At 71.8% G+C, this 5,449-nt stretch carries 5 protein-coding genes; all 5 read left to right on the forward strand.

All coding sequences use genetic code 11. The features are described 5' to 3' along the window. The first annotated feature begins 372 nt into the window (after positions 1-372). The 5 genes from AC5LUJ_RS07485 (at position 373) to AC5LUJ_RS07505 (ending at position 5,441) form a co-directional block, all read left to right on the forward strand. Positions 373-1,668 (forward strand): thiolase family protein, encoded by a 1,296-nt coding sequence (locus AC5LUJ_RS07485; protein WP_250282133.1) that lies wholly within the window; start codon positions 373-375, stop codon positions 1,666-1,668. Further along, complete coding sequence (locus AC5LUJ_RS07490) at positions 1,665-3,815, forward strand: 3-hydroxyacyl-CoA dehydrogenase NAD-binding domain-containing protein (RefSeq protein WP_493464690.1); 2,151 nt, start codon at positions 1,665-1,667, stop codon at positions 3,813-3,815. Before AC5LUJ_RS07485 ends, AC5LUJ_RS07490 begins: the two co-directional genes overlap by 4 nt. A gap of 113 nt (positions 3,816-3,928) precedes the next feature. After that, on the forward strand, positions 3,929-4,189 hold the full coding sequence (locus AC5LUJ_RS07495) for a ribbon-helix-helix protein, CopG family (protein ID WP_250290839.1): 261 nt from the start codon (positions 3,929-3,931) through the stop codon (positions 4,187-4,189). 101 nt (positions 4,190-4,290) lie between these two features. Further along, a complete protein-coding gene (locus tag AC5LUJ_RS07500; RefSeq protein ID WP_250290837.1) occupies positions 4,291-4,773 on the forward strand; it encodes a pyridoxamine 5'-phosphate oxidase family protein in 483 nt (160 codons plus the stop codon). Between the two features lie 233 nt (positions 4,774-5,006). Then, positions 5,007-5,441, forward strand: coding sequence for an SRPBCC family protein (locus AC5LUJ_RS07505; protein ID WP_250290836.1), 435 nt, complete (start codon positions 5,007-5,009; stop codon positions 5,439-5,441). Positions 5,442-5,449: the final 8 nt, after the last annotated feature.

The raw sequence follows: 5,449 nt of genomic DNA on the forward strand, positions 1-5,449 counted from the left end.
CCAGGCCGGCGGCGGAGCCGGCCACCGAACCGACGAACGGCCCGGACGGGAGCGTATAGCCGTCCGGGCCGCCGCCGTCCGGGCCGGGCTGTCGCTGTCGCTGGCCGGGCCGGAGCCAGCGCCGGAGCCAGCGCCGGGCCCCGGCCGGCATCGGGGCGGGGCCGGCGCCCGGCCGGCGTCGGTGTCGAACCGGGATCGAGGCCGAATGGGGTTACCCATGGGTAACCTTCTGCCGTAGGCTGACCGTGTCGGCGGTCACGCCGGCACCGGTACCGTCCTCCCGGTAGATCGCCGTCCGTCACATGCGCTCCGCGGGCGTGACCGGACCGGTTTCGATAGCGACCTGCCGGGTCTCCCCGGTCAGGAGGCACAGTGTTCCAATCCGCCAGGGACTCCGTCCGCGACGTCGTGTTCGTCGACGGCGTCCGAACCCCCTTCGGCAAGGCCAAGGGGGTCTACTCCGAGACACGAGCGGACGATCTGATCGTCAAGGTCATCCGTGAGCTGCTGCGGCGCAACCCGGCGCTGCCGGCGGAACGGATCGACGACGTGGCGATCGCCGCGACCACCCAGACCGGCGACCAGGGGCTGACCATCGGCCGGGTGGCGGGCATCCTGGCCGGGCTGCCGCAGTCCGTGCCCGGCTACGCCATCGACCGGATGTGCGCCGGCGCGGTCACCGCCGTCACCACCACCGCGTCCGCGATCGCCGTCGGCGCCTACGACGTCGCGATCGCAGGCGGCGTCGAGCACATGGGCCGCCACCCCATGGGCGAGGGCGCCGACCCCAACCCGCGCTTCGTCTCCGAGAAGCTCATCGACACCTCCGCGCTGGTCATGGGCCAGACCGCGGAGAACGTGCACGACCGCTACCCGACGATCACCAAGGAGCGGACGGACGCCTACGCGCTGGCCTCCCAGCGGAAGGTCGCCAAGGCGTACGCCGACGGGCTGATCCAGCCCGACCTCGTCCCGGTCGCCGCCCGCCACACCGACAGCGGCTGGGAGCTCGTCACCGCCGACGAGCCGCCGCGCCCCGACACCACCCTGGCGGGCCTGGCCGGCCTGAAGACGCCGTTCCGGCCGCACGGCCGGGTGACCGCGGGCAACGCCGCCGGCATCAACGACGGCGCCACCGGCTGCATCCTCGCCGCCGGGGATGTCGCCGAGGAACTCGGGCTGACTGCGAAGATGCGGCTGGCCGGGTTCGGTTTCGCCGGTGTCGAGCCGCATGTGATGGGCCTCGGCCCGATCCCCTCCACCGAGAAGGCGCTGGCCCGCACCGGCCTGTCCATCGACGATATCGGGCTGTTCGAGCTCAACGAGGCGTTCGCCGTCCAGGTGCTCGCCTTCCTCGACCACTTCGGGATCGCCGACGACGACCCGCGGGTGAACCCCTTCGGCGGGGCGATCGCGCTGGGGCACCCGCTGGCCTCCAGCGGCGTCCGGCTGATGACCCAGCTCGCGCGCCAGTTCGCCGACCGTCCCGACGTCCGCTACGGGCTGACCGCCATGTGCGTGGGCTTCGGCATGGGCGCGACCACCATCTGGGAGAACCCGCACTTCACCGGCGACGCCGGCGCTGCCAACGGCAGGAGTGCCGCCAGCGGCAGGAGCGCTGCCAGCGCTGCCGCGCAGGCGTCCGGACGGACAGGAGGAGCCCGATGAGCGGGACACCGGCCACCGCCCTCGACTTCCCCGGCGAGGTGGTGACCCAGGCCCACGTCCGCTATGTGGCCCTGCCGGGTGTGGCCGGGCCGCTCGCGCTGGTCACTCTGGACAACGGCCTGGACCACACCCGCCCGTCGACCTTCGGGCCGGCCGGCCTGCGCAGCCTGCTCGCCGCCGCCGACGAGATCGAGGCGCACACCCCGGCCGTGTCGGCGGTTGCTGTCACCGGCAAGCCGTTCATCTTCAGCGTCGGCGCCGACCTGGCCTTCCGGTCGTCGCTGCGCGACCCGGAAGCGGCCCGGGCCGGCATCCACGCGATCGGCGAACTCGGCCACGCGGCGTTGCGACGGATCGGTGAGGGACATTTCGGCGGCCGCAAGGTCCCCACGTTCGCGCTGGTCAACGGCGCGGCCATGGGCGGCGGCCTGGAAGTGGCGCTGCACTGCGACTACCGTGCGCTGTCATCGGACGTCACCGCGCTGGCGCTGCCGGAGGTCTTCCTCGGCCTGCTGCCCGGCTGGGGCGGGACCCAGCTGCTGCCCAACCTCGTCGGCGCGGACCGCGCGGTCACCATCGCCATCGAGAACCCGCTGAACCAGAACAGGATGCTGCGCGCCGCGCAGGCGTTCGCCCTCGGCCTCGCCGACGTCCTGCTCGAGCCGGCGGACTTCCTCGAGGAGGCGCTGCGCTGGGCCGCCCGGGTCATCCGCGGCGAGATCGACCCGGCCGCGGCGCGGGCGCCGGTGCGGCGCGGCGCGGTCTGGGCGGACGCGGTCGCCCGCGGCCGGGCGCTGGCCGACGCCAAGCTGCACGGCGCCGCCCCGGCCGCCTACCTGGCGCTGGACCTGATCGCGCTCGCCGAGACCGCCGACCGGGACACCGGCTACGCGGCCGAGACCGAGGCGCTGGCCGACCTCGCCGTCAGCGAGGAGCTGGCCGCCAGCCTCTACGCCTTCGATCTGGTGCAGAAGCGGGCGAAACGCCCGGCCGGCGGGCCGGACCCGGCCCTGGCCCGGCCGGTGACCAAGGTCGGCGTGGTCGGCGCCGGGCTGATGGCCGGCCAGCTCGCGCTGCTGTTCGCGCAGCGCCTGGAAGTGCCGGTGGTGCTGACCGACATCGACCAGGACCGGCTCGACGCCGGCCTCGCCACCGTCCACCGGGAGATCGACAACCTGCTGACCAGGAAGCGGATCTCCCCGGACAAGGCCTCCCGGCTGCACGGCGCCGTGACCGGCTCGCTGACCAAGGACGTTTACGCCGACGCCGACCTGGTCATCGAGGCCGTCTTCGAGGATCTCGCGGTCAAGCAGCGGGTGTTCGCCGAACTGGAGGCGGTCGTCTCCCCCGAGACCCTGCTGCTGACCAACACCTCGGCACTGTCGGTCAGCGACATGGCGTCCGTGCTGGCGCATCCGCAGCGGGTCGCGGGGCTGCACTTCTTCAACCCGGTGGCGATCATGCCGCTGGTCGAGGCGGTGCGGGGCCGGCAGACCGACGACGCGGCGATCGCGACAACGCTCGCGGTCGCGAAGAAGCTGCGGAAGAACGCGGTGCTCACCACGGACACGCCCGCGTTCGTCGTCAACCGCCTGCTCACCCGGTTCATGGGCGAGGTGCTGGCCGCCATCGACAACGGCACCCCGGTGGAGGATGCCGACCAGGCCCTCGAGCCGCTGGGCCTGCCCATGTCACCGCTGGTGCTGCTCGGGCTGGTCGGGCCCGCCGTCGCCCTGCACGTCGCCGAGATCCTGCACGCCGCCTACCCGGACCGCTTCCCCGGCACCGAGGGCCTGGGCCGGCTGGTGGCCGCCGGCAGGACCAGCGTCTACACGTGGGGCCCCGACGGCCAGCGGGTGGACCCCGAGGCCGCCGAGCTGATCAGGTCCGCGGCCGGCGGTGACACCCCGGTGCTGACCGGCGAGCAGGTGCGGGAGGCGTCCCTGGCCGCGCTCGCCGAGGAGATCCGCGCCCTGCTCGACGAGGGCGTGGTCGCCGAGGCCGCCGATGTCGACCTGTGCCTGCTGCTCGGCGCGGGCTGGCCGTTCCACCTCGGCGGTATCACCCCCTACCTGGACCGCACCGGCATCAGCGAGAAGATCACCGGCCGCCGCTTCACCCCACCCGGCGTGGCCACCCTGTCCTGACCCGCCCCGGCCCACGCCCCACATCCCCGATCCGGCCCGGCCTGGTCGGTGCCCTCCCAGCACCGACCAGGCCGCCATGCCCAACAGCAGGCGTCCGCTGTCATGATGCTTTCGTGCGGACGACGGTGACTCTCGATCCGGATGTGGCGGCAGCCCTCCAGAAGGAGGTCCGCGAACAGGGAATGTCGCTCGAAGAAGCGCTGAACACACTTGTACGTGCTGGTCTGGCGAACCGCCGTCAGGATGCTCCGCCCTACCGGACGCCCGCCCGATCGCTCGGGCTACGACCTGGCATCGACCTCGACAAAGCACTGCGGCTCAGTTCCGAGCTTGAGGACGATGAGGTCATCGGTAAAATCCGACCGCGCGGCTGAAGCCGCCTGGGACAAACCTCCTGATACACGTGTCGACGACACGGCCGCCTGACCGCTCAGGCCGGGTGGAACTGTCGGTGGTGGGTGGAAGCATGGCCGGCATGGCGAAATGGAGTGAGCTGGAGGCCGCGGCGCCGCTGCTGGCGGCGGCGGTCCGGGGGCGGTTCGAGGCATACGGGCTGGCGATCCTCGCGACTCTCCGGCGCGACGGATCACCCCGGGTGAGCGGTATCGAACTGCTGTTCGCCCTCGGCGAGCTGTGGCTGGGCATGATGCCCGACTCACGCAAGGCGGTCGACCTGTCGCGGGATCCGCGGTGCGCCCTGCACAACGCGACAACGGACAAGAACGTCGCCGACGGTGACGCGAAAATCACCGGCCGGGCCGTCGCGGTGACCGATCAGGAAAGCCTCGACGCCTACCGGGCGGCCTGGCTGGCAGCGGTGGAGATCCCCGTGCCGGAGCCGTTCGCCCTGTTCAGGGTCGACGTCACCGAGCTCGCGATGATCGGCGTCGGCGACGAGAAACTCGTCATCGACTTCTGGCGGGAGGGCAGCCCACCCGTACGGACAACCCGTAAATAGGGCACCTCGCCGGTGACGTTCCGCAAACCCGGGCGGGTCGGCCGATTTTCGTACACCATGGGCCGGGTCGGGCGTTCGGCAACCGCCAGCAGCTGGCGATCATCCATTGTTACGAAGAGTCGTCAGCGACCGCTGATCCCTGTCGCCGCCGGGCCGGTCGTCCAGCGCGTCCGGAGACCATCCGCCCGCCGGCACGGAGAAGCCGGCGATCAGAGATCGTAAGGATGGCACGCATGGCAACGCGCGAGGTCGCGGTGACGAAGACGATCCCCGCTACCGCGGAACAGATCTTCGATCTTCTTACGGACCCGTCCCGGCATCCCGTGATCGACGGTTCGGGAACGGTGCGAGCGGCGCGCCCCGGCGGCGCGAGACGGCTGACGCTCGGGTCGACGTTCGGCATGGACATGAAAATGGGCGCGCCCTACCGCATCACGAACACGGTGGTGGAGTTCGAGGAGAACCGGCTGATCGCCTGGCGGCACTTCTTCGGGCACCGCTGGCGCTGGTGGCTGACACCGCTGCCCGACGGGCGCACAGAGGTCACCGAAACCTTCGACTGGTCCACCGCGCGCATTCCACCGCTCATCGACGTCAGCCTCTTCCCCCGGAAGAACAGGGCGGGCATCGAGAAATCCCTCGACCGGCTGGCCGGCCTGTTCTCATGACGTACGGC

Source organism: Protofrankia sp. CiP1_Cm_nod3 (assembly GCF_982290655.1).